The organism is Streptomyces corchorusii (assembly GCF_001514055.1).
Classification (GTDB): domain Bacteria; phylum Actinomycetota; class Actinomycetes; order Streptomycetales; family Streptomycetaceae; genus Streptomyces; species Streptomyces olivaceoviridis.
The window spans coordinates 62,306-85,849 of the sequence record NZ_KQ948375.1 but is presented as its reverse complement, the minus strand read 5'-3'; the positions used below and the strand labels follow the sequence as shown (position 1 = coordinate 85,849).

Annotated in this window: 23 protein-coding genes; 8 read left to right on the top strand and 15 right to left on the bottom strand. The window is 71.9% G+C overall.

From position 1 onward, the window contains the following. Positions 1-10 precede the first annotated feature (10 nt). The 4 genes from AQJ11_RS40895 to AQJ11_RS40880 are packed head-to-tail and all read right to left on the bottom strand — an operon-like array spanning position 11 to position 4,463. Entirely contained in the window at positions 11-1,282 is a 1,272-nt protein-coding gene (locus AQJ11_RS40895) for a glycoside hydrolase 5 family protein (protein WP_107120956.1), read from the bottom strand. A gap of 32 nt (positions 1,283-1,314) precedes the next feature. Beyond that, entirely contained in the window at positions 1,315-2,253 is a 939-nt protein-coding gene (locus AQJ11_RS40890) for a carbohydrate ABC transporter permease (RefSeq protein WP_059266800.1), read from the bottom strand. After that, complete coding sequence (locus AQJ11_RS40885; RefSeq protein ID WP_107120955.1) at positions 2,250-3,125, bottom strand: carbohydrate ABC transporter permease; 876 nt, start codon at positions 3,123-3,125, stop codon at positions 2,250-2,252. Before AQJ11_RS40885 ends, AQJ11_RS40890 begins: the two co-directional genes overlap by 4 nt. A gap of 42 nt (positions 3,126-3,167) precedes the next feature. Further along, positions 3,168-4,463 carry an ABC transporter substrate-binding protein gene (locus tag AQJ11_RS40880; protein ID WP_014669158.1) on the bottom strand — a complete coding sequence of 432 codons (1,296 nt, stop codon included), beginning with the start codon at positions 4,461-4,463 and terminating at the stop codon, positions 3,168-3,170. A gap of 293 nt (positions 4,464-4,756) precedes the next feature. Here AQJ11_RS40880 and AQJ11_RS40875 point away from each other — a divergent pair, with 293 nt between their 5' ends. Then, complete coding sequence (locus tag AQJ11_RS40875; protein ID WP_051009799.1) at positions 4,757-5,767, top strand: LacI family DNA-binding transcriptional regulator; 1,011 nt, start codon at positions 4,757-4,759, stop codon at positions 5,765-5,767. A gap of 57 nt (positions 5,768-5,824) precedes the next feature. Here AQJ11_RS40875 and AQJ11_RS40870 read toward each other — a convergent pair whose 3' ends face one another. The 5 genes from AQJ11_RS40870 to AQJ11_RS40850 all read right to left on the bottom strand — a co-directional run bounded on the left by AQJ11_RS40870 (position 5,825) and on the right by AQJ11_RS40850 (position 10,511). Beyond that, a complete protein-coding gene (locus AQJ11_RS40870; RefSeq protein ID WP_059266799.1) occupies positions 5,825-6,298 on the bottom strand; it encodes a nuclear transport factor 2 family protein in 474 nt (157 codons plus the stop codon). A gap of 101 nt (positions 6,299-6,399) precedes the next feature. Then, the gene (locus AQJ11_RS40865; RefSeq protein ID WP_059266798.1) at positions 6,400-7,656 is read right to left on the bottom strand and encodes an ABC transporter permease; all 1,257 of its coding nucleotides are present in this window, start codon (positions 7,654-7,656) and stop codon (positions 6,400-6,402) included. Beyond that, positions 7,653-8,627: an ABC transporter ATP-binding protein gene (locus tag AQJ11_RS40860; RefSeq protein WP_059266797.1), complete on the bottom strand. Its 975-nt coding sequence runs from the start codon at positions 8,625-8,627 to the stop codon at positions 7,653-7,655. Before AQJ11_RS40860 ends, AQJ11_RS40865 begins: the two co-directional genes overlap by 4 nt. Next, on the bottom strand, positions 8,624-9,796 hold the full coding sequence (locus AQJ11_RS40855; RefSeq protein ID WP_059266796.1) for an efflux RND transporter periplasmic adaptor subunit: 1,173 nt from the start codon (positions 9,794-9,796) through the stop codon (positions 8,624-8,626). Before AQJ11_RS40855 ends, AQJ11_RS40860 begins: the two co-directional genes overlap by 4 nt. A 13-nt stretch (positions 9,797-9,809) precedes the next feature. Beyond that, positions 9,810-10,511 carry a hypothetical protein gene (locus AQJ11_RS40850; protein ID WP_059266795.1) on the bottom strand — a complete coding sequence of 234 codons (702 nt, stop codon included), beginning with the start codon at positions 10,509-10,511 and terminating at the stop codon, positions 9,810-9,812. 113 nt (positions 10,512-10,624) lie between these two features. On the opposite strand from AQJ11_RS40850, the gene AQJ11_RS40845 reads away from it, so the two are divergent. Together AQJ11_RS40845 and AQJ11_RS40840 are read left to right on the top strand one after the other, a co-directional pair. Continuing rightward, positions 10,625-11,395: a response regulator transcription factor gene (locus AQJ11_RS40845; RefSeq protein ID WP_014669165.1), complete on the top strand. Its 771-nt coding sequence runs from the start codon at positions 10,625-10,627 to the stop codon at positions 11,393-11,395. Continuing rightward, complete coding sequence (locus tag AQJ11_RS40840; RefSeq protein WP_059266794.1) at positions 11,385-13,280, top strand: sensor histidine kinase; 1,896 nt, start codon at positions 11,385-11,387, stop codon at positions 13,278-13,280. Before AQJ11_RS40845 ends, AQJ11_RS40840 begins: the two co-directional genes overlap by 11 nt. Before the next feature lie 86 nt (positions 13,281-13,366). Here the strand turns inward: AQJ11_RS40840 and AQJ11_RS40835 are convergent, their stop codons facing one another. From AQJ11_RS40835 to AQJ11_RS40825, 3 genes are all read right to left on the bottom strand, one after another. Then, on the bottom strand, positions 13,367-14,053 hold the full coding sequence (locus AQJ11_RS40835; RefSeq protein WP_014669167.1) for a TetR/AcrR family transcriptional regulator: 687 nt from the start codon (positions 14,051-14,053) through the stop codon (positions 13,367-13,369). A gap of 132 nt (positions 14,054-14,185) precedes the next feature. After that, positions 14,186-15,004, bottom strand: a complete 819-nt coding sequence (locus tag AQJ11_RS40830) for an oxidoreductase (RefSeq protein WP_059266793.1) — start codon at positions 15,002-15,004, stop codon at positions 14,186-14,188. Between the two features lie 156 nt (positions 15,005-15,160). Next, entirely contained in the window at positions 15,161-16,210 is a 1,050-nt protein-coding gene (locus AQJ11_RS40825; RefSeq protein ID WP_059266792.1) for an aldo/keto reductase, read from the bottom strand. A 316-nt stretch (positions 16,211-16,526) separates the two neighbouring features. Here AQJ11_RS40825 and AQJ11_RS40820 point away from each other — a divergent pair, with 316 nt between their 5' ends. Continuing rightward, positions 16,527-17,030: a hypothetical protein gene (locus AQJ11_RS40820; RefSeq protein WP_059266791.1), complete on the top strand. Its 504-nt coding sequence runs from the start codon at positions 16,527-16,529 to the stop codon at positions 17,028-17,030. Between the two features lie 93 nt (positions 17,031-17,123). On the opposite strand, the gene AQJ11_RS40815 is transcribed toward AQJ11_RS40820, so the two are convergent. Further along, a complete protein-coding gene (locus AQJ11_RS40815) occupies positions 17,124-17,969 on the bottom strand; it encodes a PrsW family intramembrane metalloprotease (protein WP_059266828.1) in 846 nt (281 codons plus the stop codon). A 151-nt stretch (positions 17,970-18,120) separates the two neighbouring features. After that, positions 18,121-18,870, bottom strand: a complete 750-nt coding sequence (locus tag AQJ11_RS40810) for a TetR/AcrR family transcriptional regulator (RefSeq protein WP_014669172.1) — start codon at positions 18,868-18,870, stop codon at positions 18,121-18,123. Positions 18,871-19,096: 226 nt separating this feature from the next. Between AQJ11_RS40810 and AQJ11_RS40805 the strand changes: the two genes are divergently transcribed. Beyond that, positions 19,097-20,104, top strand: a complete 1,008-nt coding sequence (locus AQJ11_RS40805) for an aldo/keto reductase (protein WP_059266790.1) — start codon at positions 19,097-19,099, stop codon at positions 20,102-20,104. A gap of 245 nt (positions 20,105-20,349) precedes the next feature. On the opposite strand, the gene AQJ11_RS40800 is transcribed toward AQJ11_RS40805, so the two are convergent. Further along, positions 20,350-20,817 carry a hypothetical protein gene (locus tag AQJ11_RS40800; RefSeq protein WP_244218615.1) on the bottom strand — a complete coding sequence of 156 codons (468 nt, stop codon included), beginning with the start codon at positions 20,815-20,817 and terminating at the stop codon, positions 20,350-20,352. A gap of 267 nt (positions 20,818-21,084) precedes the next feature. Here AQJ11_RS40800 and AQJ11_RS40795 point away from each other — a divergent pair, with 267 nt between their 5' ends. The 3 genes from AQJ11_RS40795 (at position 21,085) to AQJ11_RS40785 (ending at position 23,505) form a co-directional block, all read left to right on the top strand. Continuing rightward, positions 21,085-21,444 carry a response regulator transcription factor gene (locus tag AQJ11_RS40795; RefSeq protein WP_059266788.1) on the top strand — a complete coding sequence of 120 codons (360 nt, stop codon included), beginning with the start codon at positions 21,085-21,087 and terminating at the stop codon, positions 21,442-21,444. A 345-nt stretch (positions 21,445-21,789) separates the two neighbouring features. Continuing rightward, positions 21,790-22,527: an SDR family oxidoreductase gene (locus AQJ11_RS40790; RefSeq protein ID WP_059266787.1), complete on the top strand. Its 738-nt coding sequence runs from the start codon at positions 21,790-21,792 to the stop codon at positions 22,525-22,527. A 78-nt stretch (positions 22,528-22,605) separates the two neighbouring features. Continuing rightward, a complete protein-coding gene (locus AQJ11_RS40785) occupies positions 22,606-23,505 on the top strand; it encodes an SDR family NAD(P)-dependent oxidoreductase (RefSeq protein WP_014669177.1) in 900 nt (299 codons plus the stop codon). The last annotated feature ends 39 nt before the right edge of the window (positions 23,506-23,544 follow it).

The following is a 23,544-nucleotide window of genomic DNA, read 5'->3' as shown; positions in this document are numbered from 1 at the left end:
CGCGGGGATGTCACTCGGCACCGGTCGCCCGAGCCGCGCCCGCCCCCGCTGCCGGGAGCACCTGCCCGGCGGTGACCACCTCGGTGATGCCACGGGCCCGCAGATGGTCCGCGTCGTCGGCGCGGACGTCGAGGACGGTGGTGGGCCGGGCCCCGTCGGCGGTCAGCCGGAAGAAGGCGTCGTACAGGGCCCCGCCCGGAGCGAGCGCCGTACGGCCCTCGGGGTCGGCGGGTACGACGAGGGCGGTCGTGCGCGGTGCCGGGGCGGGGTGGGTCCGGCGGGCCGCGTCGGCGAGCACCCGTGCGATGTCCTTCGGCCGCCGGTCGTTGGTCAGCAGGCCGAGGGAGTATTCGAGTTCGGGGAAGTCGGCGAGGCCGCGGGAGACGTCGTGGGAGCACCACCAGGTGATGCCCCACAGGCCGGGGCAGTCCAGGGCGTTGGCGACGGTCGCCTCGGCGAAGGCGGCGGCGTGCTCGGCGGGCACCAGCGGGGCGGGGGCGCCGACCTCCTGGAGCCACACCGGCCGGTGCGGGTCGTCCGCCCACGCCTTGCTCAGCTCGACCAGGTAGGCGGCGTGGTGCTCGCTGGGTACGGAGGTACGGCCGTGGCGCTGGGCGGTGCCGTTGAACACCCAGGAGTGCACGGCGGTGACGCCGCCGTACCGGGCGGCCTGGGCCGGGGTGAACGGCATGTCGTGCTGGTACCAGGTGGCGTCGTACTCGGCGTGCAGGTGCAGCCGGCCGGGGGCGCCCTCCTCGCAGGCGGCGAGCATGCGCTCCAGCCAGGTGTCGATCTGCTCGGGGGTGGCCCGGTCGGGGTCGGGGTGGGGGCCGGCGCTGAACTGGTTGACCTCGTTGCCGACGGTCATGCCGATGAAGTTGGGCCGGTCGGCGAGGGCGGCGGCGAGGGTGCGCAGGTAGGCGGCCTGGCCGTCGACGACCTCGGGGTCGGTGAAGAGGTTGCGCCGGTGCCAGGTGCGCGTCCAGGCGGGGAGGAAGTCGAAGCTGGACAGGTGGCCTTGCAGGCCGTCCACGTTCACGTCCAGGCCGCGTTCTGCGGCGGCGTCGGCGAGGGCCACGAGCTGTTCCACCGCGCGCGGCCGGATGAGAGCCCGGTTCGGCTGGAAGTACGGCCACAGCGGGAAGACCCGGACGTGGTCCAGGCCGAGCGCGGCGATCGAGTCCAGGTCGGCGCGTACGGAGTCGAGGTCGAAGTCGAGCCAGTGGTGGAACCACCCTTCGCTGGGGGTGTAGTTGACGCCGAAGCGCACGGCAGGAGGCATGGGTGTCCTTGCGGGGGGTTCGAATGCGGTGGTCAGCCCTTGACGGCGCCCTCGCCGACCCCGCGGAAGAAGAACCGCTGGAGGCAGGCGAAGAGGACGATGAGCGGGGCCACGGCGATGATCGTGCCGGCGGCGACCAGCCGCTGGTCGTTGGCGAAGGTGCCGTGCAGGTAGTTGAGGCCGACGGTGAGGGTGAACTTGGACGGGTCGCCGAGCACGATCAGCGGCCACAGGAAGTCGTCCCAGGCGCCCATGAAGGCGAAGATCGCGACGACGGCGAGGGTGCCCTTGACCGACGGCAGCGCGATCCGCAGGAACCGCTGCCAGACGTTGGCGCCGTCGACGAAGGCCGCCTCCTCGATCTCGTACGGCAGGTTGAGGAAGGCGTTGCGCATCAGCAGCACGTTCAGCGCGCCGACGCAGCCGGGCAGCACCACGCCGATGAGCGTGTTGTTCAGCTCCAGCGACCGCATGGTCGTGAACTGGGCGATGATGATGCTCTCGGCGGGCACCAGCAGGGCCAGGATGAAGACCAGGGTCAGTACCCCGCGGCCCCGGTAGCGCAGCCGGGCCAGGGCGTAGCCGGCGAGGGCGGAGCCGACGCAGTTGGTGACCACGCTGGCGACGGCGACCTTGAGGGAGTTCAGGGCGTAGTCCCAGACGGGGATGACGTCGGCGACCCGGCTGTAGTTGTGCAGGGTGGGGTGCTCGGGCAGGAACGACGGCGGGGAGCTGTAGATGTCCTCCGTCGGGCCCTTCAGCGAGGTCGACAGCTGCCACAGGAACGGGCCGATCGTCAGGGCCAGCACGCCGAGCAGCAGCAGGTAGCGCAGGACGAGTTCCCAGGGCCGCACGCGCTGGCCGGTGTCGTCGGTGAAACGGGAGCGGCGGCCGGTCCGCCGCGCGCGGTCGGTCGTCGGGTGGCCCGGGCGGGCGGTCCGCCCGTCCGGGGTGCGCAGGGTGTCGGTCATGCCTGGGCCTCGTCCTTCCGGTCCGCGCGCAGTACCAGCAGCATCAGCACCACGGTGATCACGAAGACCACCACGGAGATCGCGGAGGCGTAACCGACCCGGCCGCTGAGGCCGGTGCCGGTGCGCTGCACGAGCATCACGAGAGTGGTGTCCTCGCCGGCCGGACCGCCGGTCGGGCCGGCCATCAGGTACACCTCGGAGAACACCTTGAAGGCGGAGACCGAGGCGAGAGCGGCCACCAGGACCATCGTGGACCGCACGGCGGGCACGGTGACGCTGAGGAAGCGGCGGACCGCGCCCGCGCCGTCCACGGCGGCGGCCTCGTGGAGTTCGCGCGGTACGTTCGCGAGCGCCGCCAAGTAGACGATCATGTAGTAGCCGAGGCCCTTCCATACCGTGACCGCCATGGCGCTGACCAGGATCAGCCACTGGTCGCTGAGGAACCCGACCGGGCTGGCGCCCAGCGTCTCCAGCAGCGAGTTGACCAGACCGCGTTCGTCCAGCAGCCACACCCAGATCAGGCCGACGACCACGATCGAGGCGACGACCGGGGTGTAGAAGGCGGACCGGAAGAAGGCGATGCCGGGGATGTGCTTCTGCACCAGCAGGGCGAGCAGCAGCGGCAGGACCACGAGCGCGGGGACGACCCCGAGGATGTACAGCGTGCTGTTGCGCAGGGCGATCCAGAACGCGTCGTCGTGGAGCATCTCGCGGTAGTTGGCGAGACCGACGAACTGGCCCGGGATCAGCGTGCGACGGTCGGTGAAGGAGTTCACCACGGTCGACACGAACGGGTACAGCACGAACGCGGCGGTGACCAGCAACCCGGGTGCGGCGAAGAGCCACGGACTGGTGGGCAGCTGACGCCGCACCCGGGAGCCCCGACGGGCAGGGGAGGAGAGGGCCACGGCGGATCAGCCCTGCTTGAGCAGCTGGTCGCAGGCCTTGACAGCGTTGTCGAGCGCCTGCTTGGGGCTCTGCTTGCCCTGGAGCGCCTTGGCGACCTCCTGCTGGAGCGCGGTCTTCATCTGGTCGCTGAACAGCACCGGCGTGTAGTTCACGGCCGTCTTCAGCGACTTGGCGGCGGCCACCCGGACACGGGTCTCGTCGGTGCCGTCCTCCTTGGTGAAGTACGGGTCGTTCAGGGAGCCGGCGGTGCTCGGGAAGATGGCGACCTTCTTGGCGAAGGCCATCTGGTTCTTCGCGTCGGTGACGAAGTGCGCGAAGGCCACGGCCGCGGGCTTCTGCTTGGACTGCGCGTTCACCATCAGGTTCTGCACGTACATGTTGACGTGGCCGGTGCTGGTGATCTGGTCGGTGATGCCGATGTTCTTGTACAGGGTCGGCGCCTGCGTCTTGAAGTTCTTCAGGTCCAGCGCGCTGCCGGGGTTCATGGCGACGGCCCCGGTGAGGAACTTGCGTCCGGCCGACTCGGGCGTGGCCGTCAGCGCCTGCGGGTCGAGGGCCTTGGCGTCGTACAACTCCTTGTACTTGGTGAGGAGTTCCACGCCCTTGGCGTCATTGAAGGCGAAACCGGTGCCTTCCTTGTTCATCAGCTGGACGCCGTAGCGGCCGAAGTCCTCGATGGCCGGCACGTTGGCGAGGGTGGCGACCTTGCCGTCGGTCTTCTTGGAGATCTGCAGGCCGTCCTTGAACAGGTCGGCGTACGTCTTCGGCGGCTGGTCGGGGTTGAGACCGGCCTCCTTGAACAGGGCCTTGTTGTAGAACAGCGGGCCGGTGTTCAGGTACCAGGGGAAGGCCCAGGTGCCCGGCAGGCCCGGGATGTCGGTGCTGCTCCACGCGCCCGGCAGGTACTCGCTCTTGTACTTCGCCGCCGCCTTGTCCTTGTCCAGGTCCAGGGCGAGCCCGGCCTTGGCGAGCGGAGCGGCCAGGTCGGGGGAGACGTTGACGACGTCGGGCAGCGTGCCGCCGGCCGCCTCCGCGCTGAGCTTGTCGGCGTAGCCCTCGGCGGGCTGGTCGACCCACTTCACGTGGGTGCCCGGGTACTTCTGCTCGAAGTCGGCGATGACGCCCTCGAAGTACGGCTTGAAGTTCGCCCTCAGGTTCCAGGTCTGGAACGTGATGTCGCCCTCGATCTTGCCCGAGGCGTTGCCCGACGAGCTGTCGTCGTTCCCGGAGCCGCAGGCGGACAGCGGCAGCAGGGCCGCGACGGCGACAGCGGTGGCGAGGGTTCTGCGGGATATGCGCACGGCTGGAGGCTCCTTCGGACGGCGGGCGACGGCGACGATGCCGGCCACGGGTTCAGGGGCAGACATTGCATCCTTCGGCGGAAAAATGTCAATGGATTCGGCTGAAAACTTCCCTGCTTCGATAGAAGTCGCAGGTCAGGAGGGGTTGACGCGAGCCGGACAAGTGCCGGACACGGCTCTTGCTCCGATCGCTAATGCGCTTTAGGCTGGTCCAGCTCAAGCGCTTTAGTGCTCGGTGCCAGAGAAGGGGAGCGGAAGTGGCGGACAAGCGTTCACCGGCGCGCCGGCCGACGATGAAGGACATCGCGCGGCGGGCCGGGGTCTCCGAGAGCGCCGTCTCCTTCGCCCTCAACGACCGGCCCGGCGTCTCCGAGGTGACCCGGGCCCGGGTGCGCCGGGTGGCCGAACAGCTCGGCTGGCGGCCGAGCACCGCCGCCCGCCAGTTGTCCGGTGAGGGCGCGGCCACGGTCGGGTTCGTGCTGGCCCGGCCCGCGCACACCCTCGGTGTGGACTCGTTCTTCCTCCAACTGGTCTCGGGCATCCAGGAAGTGCTGGCCGAACGCCATCTCGGCCTGCTCTTCCAAGTTGTAGAGGACATTGCCGACGAATGCGCGGTATACCGGACCTGGTGGGCCGAGCACCGGGTCGACGGCGTCCTCATGGTCGACCCCCGCACCGACGATCCCCGTCCCGCGCTCCTGGAGGAACTCGGCCTGCCCGCCGTGGTGATCGGGGGCGCACCGGCCGAACTGCACCCCGGTCTGTCGGCGGTGTGGGCGGACGACGCCGGCGCGATGGCCGCGGTCGTGGGGGAACTGCACGCCCTGGGCCACCGGCGGATCGTGCACATCGCCGGGCTGCCCGGCCTCGCGCACACCCAGCGGCGGATGCGCAGCCTGCGGGCCGAGGCCGAACGGCGCGGCCTGACCGAGGTCCGCTCGGTGACCACCGACTACTCCGACGCCGAAGGGGCCGCCGTCACCCACCGGGTCCTGTCCGGACCCGCCGCGCCCACCGCGCTGATCTACGACAACGACGTGATGGCGGTCGCCGGGGTGGCCGCCGCGGCCGAACTCGGATTCGCGGTGCCCGAGGACGTGTCGGTGGTCGCGTGGGAGGACTCCGCGCTGTGCCGGATGGTCAAGCCCTGGCTGTCCGCGCTGTCCCGGGACAGCGTGGCCTTCGGCCGCACCGCCGCGCGAGAGCTGCTCTCGCGGCTGGACGGGGCCACGCCGGGCACGGTCCAGGTACCGCTCCCGGAACTGATCGCCCGCCAGAGCACGGGACCGGCGCGGGGCGCCTGAGGCCGGCACCGCGTGGCGGACCGGATCGCTCACACGTGTCGCCGTCCCGGGCGAGGACTACCGCTGTGCGGCGGCCTGGTGCAGATGGCGGCTCACGTCGCCGACGAGGTTGATGCGGACCCGTCGCTCCACGAAGCGCCACCGCCCGTCACGGCGCTCGAAGCGGTCGTGGTACCGACCGCCCGCGATGGGTTGCAGCGGCAGCTCGGGCAGCGCCTGCAACACGGTGACGTAGGAACGTGCCTCCGCCGCACCCGCCTGTTCGTCGACCTCGATGGCGACGTTGGTGGTGACGTGCTGGGTGCGCGGCGTACCGTCGGCGTAGACGATCAGAGTGTCACGGAACATCTTCTCGATCGCGTCGCTCCCGCTCACCGGCTCGCCGCTGCCCGTGAAGGTGGCGTCGGCGAGAAGCCTGCCCAGCCCCGCGAAATCGCCGTCGTCCACCAGCTCGGCGTACCGCGCGATCAGATTCTCGATGGCCCGGTGGCTCGACGCGGGGTCGGCGGGAACGGGTGTGGACGTGGACATGGGTCTCCTCCGAGCGACACGGCCGACCTGCAACGTGTCTCAGGCTACTCGCACGGCCGAAGCACCTGTTTCGCCGGCGCCCGGGACACCGCCTCTTCGTGTCATGCCGTGGCGAGTGCCTCGGTCGGTGTGAGCCGCGCCGCACGGATCGACGGGTACACGCCCGCCAGCACCCCGATGACCACGGCACCGCCGACACCCGTGCCGAGCACGGTGAGCGGGACGACGGGCCGCCAGCCCTCGTGGACGGCGTAACCGGCGGTGGCCAGCACCCCGGTCACCGTGCCCGCGACCCCGCCGAGCAGGGACAGCACCACCGACTCGGTGAGGAACTGACCCCTGATCTGCCCCCGGTTGGCGCCGAGCGCGCGCCGCAGGCCGATCTCCTTGCGGCGTTCCAGCACCGAGATGTACATGGTGTTCGCCACGCCGATCCCGCCCACGAGCAGCGCCACCCCGGCGAGGCCCAGGAACAGCGACGAGAAGGCGCTGTTGGTCGCCCGCTTCGCCGCCAGGGCGTCCGAAGGGCGGCTGACCTGCACCAGACCCGGCAGTTCCGGGTACAGCGTGGCCGGCAGCACGGACGAGACCGCCTCGACGGCGTCCTCGCGCGCCTTCACGTAGACCACGGTCGGATGCCCGTCGAACGCGAGGGTCCTGCGCGCCGCCTCCCAGCCGACCAGCACCGAGCGGTCCAGGTCCGGTGCGAGCGGCAGCGGGTCGAGGATGCCGATGACCGTGAACCACTTCGTCCCGACGAGGATCTGCGGTGCCTCCCGGCCCGGTGCCAGGGTGGTCACGCCGAGGCGGGCCGCCGCCTCGTAGCCGAGGACCGCCGTCGGCAGCCGGTCGGTCGCGGCGTCGAGGAACTTCCCCGCGCGGACCCGGCCGTTCACCACCGACAGCAGGCCGTCGCCGCTCGCCAGGACCGTGAGGCCGAGCCCGTCGCCGGGGTCGGTCCGGTCCGAACGGTGCACGAGCCGATGGGTGTTGGCGACCTCGCTGGTCGCCGTGACCGGACCGATGCGGGCGGCCGTCCTGTCGGCGGACGCGGGCAGTACCACCGGAGGGTCCTGGTCGGGCTGCGGGACCGCCCGGAGCATGTTCGTGCCGAGCGCGGACAGCCGCTCGTTCAGCGCCCGCTGGCTGGACGCCGGGATCCCCGTCACGAGGACGAGGGTCGCGACGCCGATGGAGATGCCGAGCGCGGACAGCGCGGCACGCAGCCTGCGGGTGCGGATGCCGATCAGCCCGAGCCGCACCACGTCGGACGGGCTCTGCCGGGCCGGACGGACGAGCCTTCCGCGCGGGGCGGCGCTCACCGGCCGCCGCCCCGGAGCCGGGTCCGCGGCGCTCACCGGCCGCCTCCCCGGGCCGGGCCGGCGGCGGGGTCCGCGGACCGTCCGGACGCGGCGGACCCGGCCGACGGTGCGGAGCCGGTGCCCCGGTCCGCCGCCGGGCCGCGGCGCGGTCCCGTGTCCCTGACGATCCGTCCGTCGCGCATCTCCACCCGGCGTGGCAGCCGCGCCGCGATGTTCCCGTCGTGCGTGATCACGGCGATGGTGGTGCCCTCTCTGTTCAGCCGGACGAGCAGGTCGAGAACGGCCTGGCCGTTGGCGGAGTCCAATGCGCCCGTCGGCTCGTCCGCGAGCACCAGAGCCGGCTCGCCCACCAGCGCGCGGGCGATCGCGACGCGCTGCCGTTCGCCACCGGACAGCTGGTGCGGCAGATGCCCGACCCGGTGGCCAAGCCCGACCCGTTCCAGCGCGGCGAGCGCGAGCGGGGTGCGCCGCCTGCGCGGCACCCCCGCGTACAGCAGGCTGGTGGCGACGTTCTCCGCCGCGGTCAGCCCGTCCGTCAGGTGGAACTGCTGGAAGACGAAGCCGAGCCGCTGTCCGCGCAGTGCGGACAGCCGCCGGTCGCCCAGGGACGCCGTGTCCTGTCCCGCGATCTCCACGGTGCCGCGGGTGGGCAGGTCGAGCGTCCCCATGATGTTCAGCAGCGTGGACTTGCCGGAGCCGGAAGGGCCGACGATGGCGAGCAGCTCGCCCTCGTGGATGGTCAGCGACACGTCGTCGAGCGCGGTCACACCGCCGGGATACGCCTTGGTCGCGTTCCTGAGCCGCAGCACGGGCGACGGCTCGGCGGGTCCGGCCGCGGCGGGTACGGCACGCAGGGTCGGCGTGTCGTCGCCCGCGCGCACGGGGAGCGTGTCGCCGGCGGCGGGTGCCGGGGCCGTCGCCGGCTGCGCGGTGGTGCCGTACCCCGCGTCCTCGTGGTGACCGTGCTCGCGGCGACCGCCCTCGCGGTGCCTGCCGGGGGCTCTCACGAGGCCGTCACCACCCGCTGCCCCGCGTCGATCCCGGCGCCCGAGACCTCCACCCGGCCCTTCGCGAACAGTCCCGTCTTCACGGCGACCAGCTCTCCACCCGGGCGCTGGAGCGCGTACCCGCCCTCCTGGAGCGCCAGCAGCGCGCCCACCGGCACGGTGAGGACGTTCTCGCGGGTCTCCGTCGTGAAGGTCACCCGCACGGATGCCGCGTCCAGGTTCCCGACCGCGGCGCTGTCCTGCGGCACCACGGTGACCCGCACCGACGGCGAGGTGTCGCTGTCGGACGCGTCGTCACCCGGGCCGCCCTGCACCGTCGTACCGACCGAGGCCACCCTTCCGGCGATCCGCTTGGTGTCGGGAAGGGTGATGACGACCTTGTCGCCCTGGTGGACCTGGGCCGCGTCACCGGCGTCGACCGTCACCGACACCGACTTCCGCAGGGACGTCACCGACAGGACGTCCGTCGCCGCCGGGTCGCCGAGCTGGGCCTTCACCGCGCCCACGCGGACCGCGCCGGGCAGCACCACCACCTCGCCCACCGAGAGCGTCCCGGTCTGCTGCCGGCCCGTGTCGCGCTGCCAGCGCTTCAGCGCGTCGAGGAGCGACGACGTCAGGACGGACCCGGGGGCGTTGCCCGTACCGGTGGACGACCGCGGGTGGCGTGGCTCGGGCCCGATGTCGTAGCCGAGGGCCTTCAGGTTGTCCGCCAGGACGGTCACGTCGGAACCGCTCGCCCCGGCCTTCACGGCCGCCTCGTCCAGCGTGCGGAACACCGGGGTGTCCCCGTAGAAGACCGCGACCGGCCGGTCGTCCACCCAGTACAGGGGCTTGCCCCGGGTCACCGTCGATCCGCTCGCCGGCAGCTTGGTGATCAGGCCCTTGCCCGCGCCCTTGACCGTGACCGCCGCGCCGTAGCCGAGGGTGCCGGGCAGTGTCTCGCTGTCGGACAGATCGGTGCGCCGGATGACCGTGGTCTGCGCGGACGGCACCCCGGCGGGCTTCACGTGACCGGCGTCCCCGTGCCGCTCCAGCGCGGTCCCGCCGTAGACCCCGCCCGCGATGACGGCGAGGACGGCGACGGCGACCGCGATCCTGCCGCCGGTCCGGCCGCCACCGTCGGCGACCGCGAGCCGGCTGCCGTCGCGGGTGCCGCCGTCGGCGGACACGTGTGCGGCGGTCCTAGTTCTCGCCCTTGCCACCGAACGCCTCCAGGCGGCAGTCGTGGTCGATCTTCTCGCTCGGCAGTCCGCCGCCGTCCTTCGGGACGTCCTTGTCGTAGGTCCAGCCGTCAGGGCTCCCGTCGTCGCCGAAGACCTCGTGGACCTTCATGCCCTTGGATTTCAGGCAGCCGACGTAGGCGCGGTAGTCGTCCGCGTAGTGCGGGTTGGTCTCGGGGCGCTCCTCGACCGGCTGGAGCGGCATCCTGGACAGGCACGCGTGGTACTGCGCCTTGTACTGGTCCGCGACCTTCGGGTCGTCCACGGGGGGCGCCTGCTCGCCGGGGCGGTCCACCCGCGCGTCGTTCATGGGGACGCCGTGGGCTTGCAGGCACGCCCAGTACGCGTCCCAGAGCCGGTCGCTCTCCTCCTGGGAGCTGTCGAGGCGCAGCTGCGGGCGCTTGGCCTCGATGGCGGCCGTGGAGGACTGCGCCGAAGAGGTCGCCCCCGGCGCCGAGGGGGTCGCCAACGACGCGATGCCGCTGTCCGACGCCTTCCGGCCGCTGTCGGTGCCGCCTGCGCCTCCGCAGGCCGTGAGAGCGGCGCCCGCCGTCAGGAGGGCGGTGGCCAGGACGGCGGCCCGGACGCGGCGCGTCCGACGCGGGGCGCGCGTCGTGCCGGGGGTGCCGGCGGCGGGGTGCGGCCGGTCTGTCTGGTTGTCCATGACGGCAGAGGCTGCCGAGCGAATGTCAGGGGTTTGTCAGAAAGCGATGGCCCTGCCGTTTCCCCGTCCGCGAGATGCCCCGAGGACGCCGTGGGCGTTCCTAGACTCCTCACATGTGTGCGCATGTTGTCGTCGCCGAGGATGACGCCAAGCAGGCCGAGCTGATCCGCCGCTACCTGGAACACGAGGGCCACGACGTGATCCTCGTCCAGGACGGCCGGGCCGCGCTCGACCAGATCCGCCGGCGTCTGCCCGATCTGCTGGTGCTCGACGTGATGATGCCCGGGCTGGACGGGCTCGACGTCTGCCGGACCATCCGGTCGGAGGCCGCCCTCGAAGGGCTGCCCCTGCTGATGCTGACCGCCCGGTCCACCGAGGACGACCTGCTGCTCGGACTGGACCTGGGCGCGGACGACTACCTGACCAAACCGTTCAGCCCACGCGAGCTGATGGCCCGCATCCGGTCGCTGCTGCGGCGCAGCGCGCGCACCCGGACGGGGTCCGGCACGGTGTCCGGCGCGGCGGGCGGTACGCCGGACGGCGCCCTGCTGACCGCGGGCCCGGTGACCGTCGACCCGGCCCGGCACGAGGTCTGGGCGCACGGTACGCACATACCCTGCACCCCGGGCGAGTTCCGGCTGCTGGAAGTGCTCGCGGGCCGGCCGGGACAGGTGTTCACCCGGTCGCAGATCCTGGAGCGGCTGCACGGCTTCGACCGGTACATCACCACGCGGACGGTCGATGTGCACGTCATGAACCTGCGGAAGAAGATCGAGGAGGACCCGCGCCGGCCGAAGTGCCTGGTGACCGTGTACGGGGTGGGCTACAAGCTGTCCGACGACAAACGCCCGTCCCGGCCCGGGGGCGTGCGCCATGAGCGGTGACGTCCGCCCCGGCCGCCCGTCCGCGGGCCCGGGTCTCGCCGTGCCCCTGGGGCGCAGCCTGCTCCTGCGCCTGCTCGCCGTGGCGGCCCTGGTGTCGGTGTGCTCGATCGCGGCCACCGCGTGGGTGGTCGTACGGACGACGGCCGTGGCGATCCGCGAGGAGCAGGGCAAGGACCTCGCCGAGGACACCAAGACGTACGACGTGCTCATCGGTTACGCCGCGCGGCACCGGAACTGGGACGCGGTGGGCCCCACGGTGGCCGCGCTGGGGCGGACGACCGGGCACCGGATCGTCCTGCGGGACGGCGACCGGACGCTGGCGGACTCCGCTTCGGTGCCCGGCCACCCGTACGTGGTCTCCCGCGGGCCGACCGTCGTCGTCGACCCGCTGTCGGTCGATCCGCAACGGCTGCCGGCCGCGGCGCGCAGCGGCGGGATCGCCCCACGTGCCGTCGGCCCGTACCGGCTGTCGGACGCCGAGAGCGCGAGACTGCTGGGTACGGCCCGGGAAGTCGTCGCGTGTCTGCGGGCGGCGGGCACCGCGGCGCGGGTGGTGCTCGGCCCCAGCGGCCGGCCCGCCGTGCGGACGCCGGCCGGACAGCGCGTCGACTCCCGCTGCGAGGAGCCGGCGCTGAACGACCCGATGCCCTCCGAGCGCACGGCACTCGACACCCTCGACGACCTGGTCGACAGCTGCCTGGCACGGCGGGGGCTCGGCGGGGTGGACATGCTGCTCGACGGTTCCTGGCAGACGGTGCGCACACAGTCCCGTACGCCCTGGGGCCCTCCGCCCGACAAGGACGTGCGGGACTGCGTCGCGCGCGGGCGCGCGGAGCAACTGCGGCCGTACGTGGCGCCCGCCGCCCAGCTCTACGTCAGCGGCCCCGGCGACCGGACCGCCACCACCTTCCTCTCCCTGTCGGCACCCAACAAGCTGCGGATCGCGTGGGGCGCGGCGCTCGTACTGCTCGTGACGGTCGCGGTCACCGCCCTCGCGGGCGTCCGGCTCGTCCGGCCGCTGCGCAGGCTCACCCTGGCCGCACAGCGGATGGAGGCCGGGGACGTCTCGGCGCGGGTCGAGGTGGCGGGCCGCGACGAGATCGCCCGGCTGTCGGCCGCGTTCAACGCGATGTCACGGCGGCGCGAGCAACTGGAGTCGGCCCGCAAGGCGATGGTGAGCGATGTGGCGCACGAGCTGCGCACGCCGCTGAGCAACATCCGCGGCTGGCTGGAGGCGGTCGAGGACGGCATCGTCCCGGCGGACGAGAAGCTGGTGGCCTCGGTGCTGGAGGAGGCGGTGCTGCTCCAGCACGTCATCGACGACCTGCGGGACCTCTCGGCGGCGGACGCGGGTGAACTGCCCCTCGCCACAGAGCCGTTGAGCGTGGCCGACGTCCTCGCCCAGACGGCTCAGGGCCACGGTCCGCGGGCCGAGGCCGCGGGGGTGCGGCTCGTCGTGGCGGCCGACCCGGGACTGACGGTGCCGGCCGACCCGGTACGGCTGCGGCAGGCGGTCGGCAACCTCGTGTCGAACGCCATCCGCCACACACCGCCCGGCGGCACCGTGCTGCTGAAGGCGGCCGGCGACCTGCCCGCCCCCGCCCGGGCCTGGAGGACGGCGGGGGCCGCCACCACGGCGGGCGTCCGCATCGAGGTGTCCGACACGGGCTCGGGGATCGCGCCCGAGGACCTGCCGCACGTCTTCGACCGGTTCTGGCGGGCCGAGAAGTCCCGCTCGCGCCAGACCGGTGGCAGCGGGCTCGGCCTGTCGATCGTGCGCAAGCTGATCGAGGCACACGGCGGCACGGTGGAGGCCCGCAGCACCCCGGGCGCCGGCTCCACCTTCACCCTGCGCCTACCCGGGCTCCCCTCGCCACCGTGCTGAACGGCCGCCGCGGACACGGACGCCGTCGAGGCCGGTCGAGGGGGCGGACCTGGCGCCCCCGTCCGCCCGTTCGGTGTGGCCCTGTCTCAGCCGGCCCGCCCTTCCAGGTCGAGCAGGCCGATGGCGGCGATGTGCAGGGTGCGGCCCAGTCGCTCGGCGAAGTCCACCTTCGTGGCGGCGAGTTCCGGGTCCTGCTGCGCCTCGGCGACGGCCGGTGAGGGATGCGCGAAGGGCCACAGCCCGGCCGTGCAGACGACGGTCAGGGAGACCAGCTCGCGGGCGGCCGTGGCGCTCAGCGCGGGGATGTGCCGGCGCAGCAGCTCCGCCAGGGCGGCCAGCAGCCGGGCGTGGGCTCGTTTGAAGTCGCGCGCCGACTCGGCGGAGATGTTCCGTTCGAGTTCGGAGCCCAGCGAGCTGAGCAGTTCGCACAGCAGGGTCCGGCGGGCCAGGGACCGGGCCAGGGTGTCCGTCACCGCCCGGGGCGATGCCGGTCCGGCGGCGCCGGCGGACGCCAGGTCGGTGGGCAACTCCTCGATCCACCGCGCGAGGTCGCGGTTGAGGAGCTCGAAGAAGACCGCTTCCCTGGTCTCGAAGTAGCGCACGACGTTCGTCTTCGACAGCCCGACCCGCCGACTGAGCTCCCGCAGGCTGATGTCGCTGACGGGCATCTCTGTGAGGAGTTCTGCGGCGGCTTCGAGGATGGTCTGCTTGCGGATCTCGCGCTGCTCGGCACTGCGGGCGCGCTGGAAGCCGGTCGGCCGGTCGTCTGTCATCGTCGCTTCCTCGGGAACGTTCGCGGCCCACCCCTGGCGCCGCTCCCGGTCACCCTATGGCCTGCCGGTGCCGTCCGGAGGGGCGGCGCCGGCAGGGGGGCGGACCTGGGTGCCAGGGTCCGTCACCGCGGATCACACGGACTCGCTCACGTGACGCCACTTGGCGTCCGAGGCGGCGAGGGTCTCGGCCGCGAACCGGCCGACCTCGACGGCGTCCTTGCCGAGCAGCAGGTGCAGCGGCGGTTCCTCGGTCTCCACGATGTCCAGCAGGATCCGCGCGACGCGGGCGGGGTCGCCGCTCTGCTTGCCGTCCGAGGCCCGCTGGCGGGCGATGGCAGGCTCGACGACCGGCTTGTAGGGGTCGCTGACCGGCGGGGTGGCCATGGAGGAGCCGGCCCAGTGGGTGCGCATGGCGCCCGGCTCGGCGACGGTCACCTTGATGCCGAGCGGGGCGACTTCCTTGGCGAGGACCTCGGAGAAGCCGCCGACGGCCCACTTGGCCGCCTGGTAGGCGCCCAGGCCGGGGCCGCCCACGCGGCCGCCGACGGAGGAGATCTGGATGATGTGGCCGGAGCCCTGCTCGCGCAGGACGGGCAGGGCAGCCTTGGTGACGTTCACGACGCCGTAGAAGTTGGTGTCCACCTGGTCGCGGAAGGCCTCGTCGGTCATGTCCTCGATGGCGGCCATGTCGGCGTAACCGGCGTTGTTGACGACCACGTCCAGGCGGCCGAAGGCGTCGACGGCGGCCTGGACGGCCCGGCGGGAGGCTTCGGCGTCGGTCACGTCCAGCGTGACCAGGCGGACCTTGTCGCCGTACTTGTCGGCGAGGTCGTTCAGCGACTCGGTGCGCCGGGCGGTGGCGACCAGGTTGCCGCCGGCCGCGAGGACGGCCTCGGCGAGGGAACGGCCCAGGCCGCGGGAGCTGCCGGTGACGAGCCAGGTCTTGCTCATGGTGGTGCCTCGAATTCTGTGTTTGAGTCGGGGGTGACGGCGACGATGGGTGGGGGGAGCCGGAGAGGCTCAGATGAGGAAGCCGCCGTCGACCGAGAGGCGGGCGCCGGTGAGGTAGGACGCCGCGGGCCCCTGAGTGGGGTTCCGCACCGGGTGTCACTTCGCGGTGTCGTCCGCAAGCGTGTTGAGGGCTCCGTACCGGCCACCCTTGACCCGTGCGGGGTCGAAGAGGGCGCCGAGACGGGCCACGTCGTCGGCGCTGAGCCGGACCGAGGTGGCGGCGAGGTTCGCTCGGACGTAGGACAGACGTTTTGAACCCGGGATCGGGACGATGTCGTGGTGTTGGGCCAGCAGCCAGGCGAGGGCGACCTGACCGGCAGTGTGCCCCGTGCTCGCGGCGAACTCCTCCAACTCGTCGACCAACTGCCGGTTGTGGTCGAAGTTGTCGCCCTGGAACTTGGGCAGCGTGGAGCGGAAGTCGTCACGGTCGAACTCGGTGCCCCGGCTGAAGGAGCCGGTGAGCATGCCGCGGCCCAGCGGGCTGTAGGGCACCAGGGTGATGCCCAGGCGGCGGCACTGCGGCAGCACTTCGGCCTCGACGCCGCGCTCCCACAACGAGTACTCGCTCTGGAGCGCGGCGACGGGGTGGACGGCGTGGGCCCGCCGCAGGATGTCCGGGCCGACCTCGCTCAGGCCGATCGCCCGGACCTTGCCCTCGGCGACCAGTTCGGCCATGGCGCCCACGGTGTCCTCGACGGGGACGGCCGGGTCGAGCCGGTGGTAGTAGTACAGGTCGATCCGGTCCGTGCCGAGCCGCTTCAGGCTCGCCTCGCAGGCGGCCTTCACGTACTCGGGGCGGCCGTCGAAGAAGCTGCGGCCCTCGGGGGTCGGGCGCGCGGAGAACTTCGTCGCCACGATCGCCCGGTCCCGGCGCCCTTGGAGCGCGCGTCCCAGCAGTTCCTCGTTGTGGCCGAAGCCGGCCACCGGCCGGCCCGGGGTGGCGCTGCCCGCCCCGTAGTAGTCCGAGGTGTCGAAGAGCTCGACACCCGCCTCGATCGCGTCACGGATGGTGGCGACCGAGGCATCCGGGTCCGTCGCGCCGTAGAACTGCGACATCCCCATCAGCCCGAGCCCGACGGGCCGCACCGAGATGCCGGATCCGCCCAGCGGAGTACGCGCCGCGTGTGCGGTGCCTTCGCTCATCACCTGAACCCACCTTCGCCTGTGTGACCGGCACTTCTTAAGAGGCCACTGGAACTTTATAGGCTCGAAGGTAACAGGCCACTGGTCTCTTGTCGAATGCACGACCTTGCCCCGCGGACTGACGGCGGCCACCTGGCGGCCGGCGGCGAAGGTGACGACGGCATGACTCGAAGCCCAAGCGGCGTTAGCGCTCCCGCAGAGGTGACTCGAACAGGTTGACTCCCCTGACTGAATGAGACGTCTGTATGCGCCATGATGCTTTAATCCATGGCTGAATCAGCTTCTCCGGAGTGACATCACCCACCAGGAGGGTCCCGGCATGCCTGACTCCCAGACGAGTACGACGGAGCTGGTGACGCAGTACAGCTCCCAGTTGGCAGGCGATCTCGAACGCAACGCCCAGGAGCAGGATCGGATCCGGAGCGAGATCGACCAGCTTCAGGGACGTCTGCTGGCGCTCCAGCACGATCACTCCGTACTCGCGACCATGCAGCAGGCACTGGAGAGCGGTATCCCGATGCAGCAGGCTCCCGCGTCGAAGGCGGGCCCGAGGAGACGGCAGGACAAGCCGACCCTGGTGGGCCTGATCCGTGCCTACCTCGCGCAGCAGTCGGAGCCGTCCTCCGCGGCCGAGATCGCTGCGGCCCTCGGCGAGGCCCACCCGGACCGGATCGTCAAGACGACCGTGGTGCGTACGACCCTGGAAGGACTCGTCGCCCGCAGCGCTGCCCAGCGCCTCAAGCAGGGCCATTCCGTGTTCTACGCCGCCCTTGAGCCGCCCGGCGAGGCCGCCGGGCGGGCCGGCGCGGCGGCCGGTGCGTGACTTCGGCACCGACCGCCGCATGCTCACAGACCCCATCGACTGCCCCGTCCACTGCGGCGGCGCCACACCCGCGCACGGCCGGCGGACGAACTCCTACAGCGCGTGCTGCTGACCACGCACCGGCACCGACGCGGCCACCCGGCCCGGAGCCGCCAGCCGGTGTGTGGCGTACACCAGCAGGGACAGGCTGATCGCGGCCAGCACGCCGTAGGCGAGGTCACTGTCCAGGCTGTCCCACAGGGTGTGCAGGGTGACCGCGACCGCGTAGACCAGCACGAACAGCCCCACCGAGCGGCGGCGCCACCCGTTGGCGGCGGCGGACCACAGGGCCGCGGCCGTCAGGCCCGTCCAGGCCATGTGCGCGGCGGGGCTCAGCAGGCCCCGCCACACCAGCAGGTCGTCCACCGCCGAGAGGTCGCCGTTGGAGTTGACGAGTTCGACGAAGGCGTAGCCCATCGTCTCGAAGACGGCGAACCCGGCGCCGGAGGCGACACCGATCAGCAGTCCGTCACCGGGGTGCCGGTCGCGGATGATCAGGAGCAGCAGCACCGGGACGATGAGCTTCGCCGCCTCCTCGATCACTCCGACGGCGACCATGGGCAGGACGTCCATCAGCAACAGCGTCCGGTACTCCAGGAATCCGGCCGTGGTCACCCCGATCGCCCCGCCCGTCAGTGCGGTCACCCCGACGACCCCCATGCCGGCGCCGAAGTCGAGCCGTCGGCCGGCCACGAAGGCGACGAAGGCCGACGGCACCAGCGCCGCTCCGAAGAAGATCAGAGCGGGGATGAGGTTGGGATTGCGCGTGGAGATCAGGGCCGAGTGGATCAGCCAGAACAGCAGCAGGCCGACCAGCAGGACGGCGACCCAGCCCCAGCGGCGGCCGATGCGGGCCAGCCCGTTGTGGTCGGACCGGACCGAACGGTGTGTGAGCGACACGGACACGACTTCCTCCCCGAAACGTGGATGAGCCGACAGTGCCCGGTCGCGCGCCGGTCCGCATCACACGTTCATGCGGTCTGCGCGGAGGCGCCATGTGTGACGTCCGATGCCGTGCCCTGTTCCGCGGCGGGCGGTGGCGGTCGTCCTCCTAGTCGCCGCCGCTGCCCGGCCTGCTGGTCAGACGGGTGAGCCATTCCGTGAGCAGCAGGTGCTCGCCGGGGGTGAAGGGCTGCCGGCCGTCCTCCTCGTCGAGCAGGGCCTTGAGCGCCACGGCGTGCCGGGCACCGCGTTCGGCGCGCGACTCGGCCGCACCGGTGTCCCGCTCGTCCGCGATCAGGGCCGCGAGGACGGCGTCCCGCGTGTTCTCCGACAGGCCCTCGTGCTCGGCGAGCAGCCCGGCGGCGCTCGCGCTGATCAGCGTCACGGTCACGCCGATGCCCGCCGCGTGGATCATCGCAGCCGCGGCCTCGACGCTCATCCGCAGCCGGCCCGCCTCGGCGACCCGGGTGACGAGCTGCACCAGGATGTCGTAGGCCTCGCCCATGACCGTGGCGCCCTCGCCCGGCCGGGGATCGGTGTACAGCAGCCGGTAGAGGGCCGGGTTGGCGAGCCCGAAGGCCACGTGCAGGTCCCAGCCGTGCCGCAGTTGGTCGACCGCGTCACCGGAGGCGAGATTGGCCTGCTTCTCGGCGAGGTAGGAGGCGAAGCCCCGCTGGGCGACCTCGTCGAGGAGCCCCTGCATGTCACCGAACTGCCGGTAGATGGTCTGGGCCTGTACCCCGGCCGCCGCGCTGACGGAACGGGTGGAGACCGCTTCCCGTCCGCCTTCGGCCAGCAGGTCGGCCGCTGCCCGCAGGATCCGCTCGCGCGGCTGCGGGATCGTCTCGCTCGCTGTCATGCCATCGATGATAACGGTTGACCGTGATCGATGCTGACGTTATCGTCGATGCATCGGATACGTGATCGGCGATCGCGACGATGCCACTTGTGGAGGCTGCGCGGCGCGCGAGTCCACCTCGGCTGCGCCTGGTACGGATCACCCTGTCCGTCCACATCGGAACCCCCACCATCCCCCGCAAACACGATCCCCCGCACACCTCACCCCTCGCACAAGGAGAACCGTCATGACCGTGACTCGGCGCAAGCTGGGCCTGTCGGGCCCCGAGGTTTCCAGCATCGGCCTGGGCGCCATGGGCATGTCGGACCTGTACGGTCCGGCGGACGACGCGGAGAGCATCGCCACTCTGCACACGGCGATCGACGCGGGAGTCAACCTGATCGACACCGGTGACTTCTACGGCTCGGGCGCGAACGAGATGCTCATCGCGCGTGCCCTGCGCGAACGGCGACGCGAGGACGTCGTCCTGAGCGTCAAGTTCGGCTCGCGCCGCGCACCCGACGGCAGCTTCCAGCCGGTGCCCTACGACGTGTCGCCGGAGGCCGTGAAGGACCGGCTCGCCTACTCGCTGCGGCGCCTGGAGACCGATTACATCGACATCTACCGTCCGGCCCGCCTCAATCCGCAGATCCCGGTGGAGGAGACGGTCGGCGCGCTGGAGGAGATGCGTCAGGCCGGTTACATCCGGCACATCGGGCTGTCCGAGGTGGGCGCCGACACCATCCGGCGCGCCGCCGCCGTGGCCCCGATCAGCGACCTCCAGATCGAGTACTCGCTGCTCTCGCGCGGCCCGGAGGAGTCGATCATCCCGACGCTGCGGGAGCATGGCATCGGCCTGACGGCGTATGGCGTGCTCTCCCGCGGTCTGCTGAGCGGCCACTGGTCGTCCTCGCGCGAGTTGGCCGGGAACGACTTCCGCGCCCACTCGCCGCGCTTCCAGGGCGAGAACCTGGAGGCGAACCTGCGCCTGGTCCAGGCGCTGGACCGGGTGGCCGAGCGCCTCGGGGCCACCACCAGCCAGGTGGCCATCGCCTGGGTGGCCGCACAGGGCGAGGACATCGTGCCGCTGGTGGGCGCCCGGCGCCGGGAGCGGCTGGCGGAGTCGCTGGGCTCCGCCGCCCTCCGCCTCGACGCGGAGACGCTGGCCGAGATCGAGAAGGCGGTGCCCGCGGGCGCGGCGGCCGGTGAGCGGTACGCGGCCGCGCAGATGGCGACGCTCGACAGCGAGCGCTGACCGCCGTACCCGCCCGGCCCGCGGCGCCGCCATGGTCCCCGGCCTCCTCGACCCGCAGGCCCGCGGGCGGCTCCCCGGTCCTCTGCACGCGGTCCAGGGGCCGGGTCGTCAGCGGTAACGCCCCGAGCGGCACGGCCCCTGCTCGGTGAGCACCCGAGGGGTGTCCGCCGGACTGTCCGACCCGGCCCACCACCAGGGCACGCCCACGAGCCGGCCGTACCGCGCGGGCGGTGCTCCTCGGTTTCCTACGCGGTGACTCCACGCACATCGCCCGCCGACGCCGTCGCACCGCACACATCGGCCAGCGGCGGTACGGCGCTCAGGACGCTCCGGGCGTCGTACCGCTGGATAGTCCAGGCCGAGCAGACCGTACGGTTCCCCTGCTCACCCCGCAGGACCAGGTACCGGAGGTCCTGGTAGGGCTCCGTCGTCAGGCGCAGGCCGGTGATCGGACGGGCGAAGAGCCGGGCGAGGTACTGGCTCGCATACCGGGGGCCGACGCTGCCGGGCTCGAACAGTCGCTGGAAGGCGGCGGCGTCCCGGGCGCGGACGGCCGCCGTCGCGGCGGTCTCCAGCGCGCCGACACTCCTCGCCCCCCGGTCGGCCGGGGCTGCGCTGCTTCCTTCGTAGATGAAGAAGCAGATGACCGTCAGCCAGAGGGCCACCAGGGCACAGACCACCCACAGCCAGGACACTCTCGGAATTCGCAGCATGCTCGCATCCGCCGTTTTAGGGTCCCGGGCCGGCCGGGGACCATGGGGGAGGGGAGGGAGTACGTCCCGCGTACCAGGATGGCCGCCGTTTCCCGGCGCCGCGATGGAGCCGCCCCCACACGCTCGGACCCCGATGGTGGGGAGATCCCCAGGAGTCCCCCCGGCCGGGTGCGTCGCGACCGTGTGGGAATCCCCGCCCCGCACCGAGCGGTAACGTGGGGCTGCCCCTATGGTTCAGCACTCGGAGCACGAGGCATTCTGGTGAGCATGTCCGTCAACATCGTGGTCGTGGACGACGACCCAGGATTCCGCCGCATCGCCAGGCTGCTGCTGGCGGCGCGCGGTCTGAACGTCGTCGCGGAGTCGGAGGACGGCGCGTCGGCTCTGGCGGCGGTGCGCGAGCACCGGCCGGACGGACTGCTGCTGGACCTGCATCTTCCCGATCACGACGGCGTGACCGTCGCGCGCATGGTGCGCGAAGAGGACACCCCGCCCCGGGTCGTGCTGACCTCCACCGAGCAGTCGTTCTGGTCCGCGGAGGAACTGGAGCAGGCGGGCATCGAGTCCTTCATCGCCAAGGACCGGCTGTTCGACGCCGACCTCAAGGGAATCTTCCACCCGGCCTGAAAGGTGCGCACCGCGGTCCTCCTGGTCTGCCACTCTTTGGCGCCAGGAGGCGATGAGGCATGCGCAGGGGAGAACATGTCACAGGTCATGTCAGTCATATGACATGACTTTGAGTCCGTGACGGTTGGGCTACCCCCGCCGCATGTGAGGGCAGGTCGCATGCCCACAGTCAATCGGTCGGCCACGCGCGGCGCCGTCGGTGTTGCCGAGGCGCTGTTATCGACGCTCACAAAATTGTGTTGCCGTCACTCCGCCCTGCTGTTATCGTCGATAACGCAAAGACGAGATCGGTGATGTACCCGCTGGATCGGACACGTTGCCACACCCCATGGAGGACTGGTCACCATGACGGAGACGAACACCCGCGTCGCGCTGGTCACGGGCGGTACCGGAGGCATCGGCCGGGCCGTGGTCGACCGCCTGGCCGAGGACGGCTTCGCCCTCGCGGTGCACTACGCCGGCAACAAGGCCAAGGCCGACGAGACGGTCAAGGCCGTCGAGGCGCGCGGCGGCAGGGCGATCGCGGTGGCCGGCGACGTGGCCGACGAGGTCGCCATGGCCGCGGCCTTCGACGCCGTCGAGGCGGAGTTCGGCGGCATCGACGTCGTGGTCAACACCGCGGGCATCATGCTCCTGTCGCCGATCGCCACGCTGAACCTGGACGACCTGGACCGCATGCACCGCACCAACATCCGCGGCACGTTCGTCGTCTCCCAGCAGGCGGCCCGGCGCCTGCGCCGCGGCGGTGCCCTGATCAACGTCTCCTCGTCGCTCACCCGGCTCCAGTTCCCCACCTACGGCGCCTACGCCGCGAGCAAGGGAGCGGTCGAGGCGATGACCCTGGTGCTCGCCCGTGAGCTGCGGGGCAAGGACATCACCGTGAACGCGGTGGCCCCCGGCCCCACCGCCACCCCCCTGTTCCTGGAGGGCAAGGACCAGGCGGCGCTCGACAACCTCTCCAAGGCCGCCCCGCTGGAGCGGCTGGGCACCCCCGAGGACATCGCCGAGCCCATCGCCTTCCTGGCCGGTCCGGCCCGCTGGATCAACGGCCAGACCGTCTACGCCAACGGCGGCATCGCCTGACACCCGGCCCTCTTCTCGGCCCCCCGCCTCCGCCCACCCCACCCCACCGGCAGTCCACCCGCGGTCAAGGAGATTCCCATGAGCAGGATCGTCGTCATCACCGGTGCCTCCAGCGGCTTCGGCGCGCTCACCGCCCGCGCCCTCGCCGACGCCGGCAACACCGTCTACGCCGGTATGCGGGAGACCGCCGGCCGGAACGCGCCGCAGGTCCGGGCCGCCGCCGACTACGCCGAGGAGCACGGGGCCGACCTGCGCTCCATCGAACTGGACGTCAACTCCGACGACTCCGTCGACTCGGCGGTCGAGCAGATCATCGGGGAGCACGGCCGCATCGACGTCGTCATCCACAACGCCGGTCACATGGTCACCGGGCCGGCCGAGGCCTTCACCCCGGAGCAGCTCGCACAGCTCTACGACATCAACGTGCTGTCCACGCAGCGGGTCAACCGGGCCGTGCTGCCGCACCTGCGCCGGGCCGGCCGGGGCCTGGTCGTCTGGGTCTCCAGCTCCAGCGTCAAGGGCGGCACCCCGCCCTACCTCGCCCCGTACTTCGCCGCGAAGGCCGCGATGGACTCGCTCGCGGTCAGCTACGCCGGAGAGCTGGCCCGCTGGGGTGTCGAGACCTCGATCGTGGTGCCCGGCTCCTTCACCAGCGGCACCAACCACTTCGCCCACTCCGGTCACCCGGCCGACGGGGCCGTCGAGGCGGAGTACGAGACCAGGTACCCGGGACTGCTCCGGCAGGTCTCCCAGAAGCTCGCGGCGCTCGCCCCCGAGGGCGCTCAGGCCTCACTGGTCTCCGACGAGATCGCCCGCATCGTGGCCCTGCCCGACGGCGAGCGCCCCTACCGGGTCCACATCGACCCGGCGAACGACGGCTCCGAAGAGGTCTCCCGGGTCGCCGACCGCATCCGCCGTGAGTTCCTGACCCGGATCGGCCTGGACGACCTGCTGACCACGCACCCGGCCGACGCCTGACGGCGCCTGCCCGGCAGGCGCCGGCCCGGATGCGGAAGG

Excerpts from the sequence above, each read along its gene's own strand:
- AQJ11_RS40895 (WP_107120956.1), bottom strand. The coding sequence starts at position 1,282 with ATGCCTCCTGCCGTGCGCTTCGGCGTCAACTACACCCCCAGCGAAGGG.
- AQJ11_RS40890 (WP_059266800.1), bottom strand. The coding sequence starts at position 2,253 with ATGACCGACACCCTGCGCACCCCGGACGGGCGGACCGCCCGCCCGGGC.
- AQJ11_RS40875 (WP_051009799.1), top strand. The coding sequence starts at position 4,757 with ATGAAGGACATCGCGCGGCGGGCCGGGGTCTCCGAGAGCGCCGTCTCC.
- AQJ11_RS40870 (WP_059266799.1), bottom strand. The coding sequence starts at position 6,298 with ATGTCCACGTCCACACCCGTTCCCGCCGACCCCGCGTCGAGCCACCGG.
- AQJ11_RS40850 (WP_059266795.1), bottom strand. The coding sequence starts at position 10,511 with ATGGACAACCAGACAGACCGGCCGCACCCCGCCGCCGGCACCCCCGGC.
- AQJ11_RS40845 (WP_014669165.1), top strand. The coding sequence starts at position 10,625 with ATGTGTGCGCATGTTGTCGTCGCCGAGGATGACGCCAAGCAGGCCGAG.
- AQJ11_RS40840 (WP_059266794.1), top strand. The coding sequence starts at position 11,385 with ATGAGCGGTGACGTCCGCCCCGGCCGCCCGTCCGCGGGCCCGGGTCTC.
- AQJ11_RS40835 (WP_014669167.1), bottom strand. The coding sequence starts at position 14,053 with ATGACAGACGACCGGCCGACCGGCTTCCAGCGCGCCCGCAGTGCCGAG.
- AQJ11_RS40830 (WP_059266793.1), bottom strand. The coding sequence starts at position 15,004 with ATGAGCAAGACCTGGCTCGTCACCGGCAGCTCCCGCGGCCTGGGCCGT.
- AQJ11_RS40820 (WP_059266791.1), top strand. The coding sequence starts at position 16,527 with ATGCCTGACTCCCAGACGAGTACGACGGAGCTGGTGACGCAGTACAGC.
- AQJ11_RS40810 (WP_014669172.1), bottom strand. The coding sequence starts at position 18,870 with ATGACAGCGAGCGAGACGATCCCGCAGCCGCGCGAGCGGATCCTGCGG.
- AQJ11_RS40805 (WP_059266790.1), top strand. The coding sequence starts at position 19,097 with ATGACCGTGACTCGGCGCAAGCTGGGCCTGTCGGGCCCCGAGGTTTCC.
- AQJ11_RS40800 (WP_244218615.1), bottom strand. The coding sequence starts at position 20,817 with ATGCTGCGAATTCCGAGAGTGTCCTGGCTGTGGGTGGTCTGTGCCCTG.
- AQJ11_RS40795 (WP_059266788.1), top strand. The coding sequence starts at position 21,085 with ATGTCCGTCAACATCGTGGTCGTGGACGACGACCCAGGATTCCGCCGC.
- AQJ11_RS40790 (WP_059266787.1), top strand. The coding sequence starts at position 21,790 with ATGACGGAGACGAACACCCGCGTCGCGCTGGTCACGGGCGGTACCGGA.
- AQJ11_RS40785 (WP_014669177.1), top strand. The coding sequence starts at position 22,606 with ATGAGCAGGATCGTCGTCATCACCGGTGCCTCCAGCGGCTTCGGCGCG.